The sequence below is a fragment of the Dellaglioa sp. CoH-55-MRSF-8 genome, from assembly GCF_056782195.1.
Window position 1 is genome coordinate 1 of record NZ_JBXAYH010000084.1, and the last position, 413, is coordinate 413.

The window sequence follows — 413 nt, forward strand, 5'->3', positions numbered from 1 at the left end:
CTTGAAGAGACGGTCAATCAGGTTCTTGGGGATATGGATACAGGTCTTACAGGGTACGCCGATTCCAGTTGCCCGATTTGCTTCGGCAGTAACTTCATCGGCGGTTACACTCCGTATAAGGGGCACCGGCAGGTGCTGGTGGTTACCGACGTACAGGTGCGAAACGGTGAGCTGGATATGCTCAGCAGCCCTATGCGTGCTCACTGCACTGGATTCGACGTGCAGGTGATTTTGCCGCGCGGCGCTCAGGGAATCGACGCACTTAGGGTGTGGGACGGAGAGATGCCGATGCCTGCCCTGTTCACCGTGGACGGCACCGCCGTAACCTCGAACCAACAGTTTCTCGGCTTCTGCGACGGTAAGCCCCATATTATAGGGGCCTCGAACTTCTCGAATTTCACACACTTCGAACT

1 protein-coding gene is annotated in these 413 nt (G+C 56.2%); it reads left to right on the plus strand.

Annotation, left to right across the window (positions count from 1 at the left end):
• The coding region (locus tag AC1RPW_RS08020) for a hypothetical protein (RefSeq protein ID WP_481769445.1) at nucleotides 1–413 on the plus strand (413 nt) is incomplete at both ends.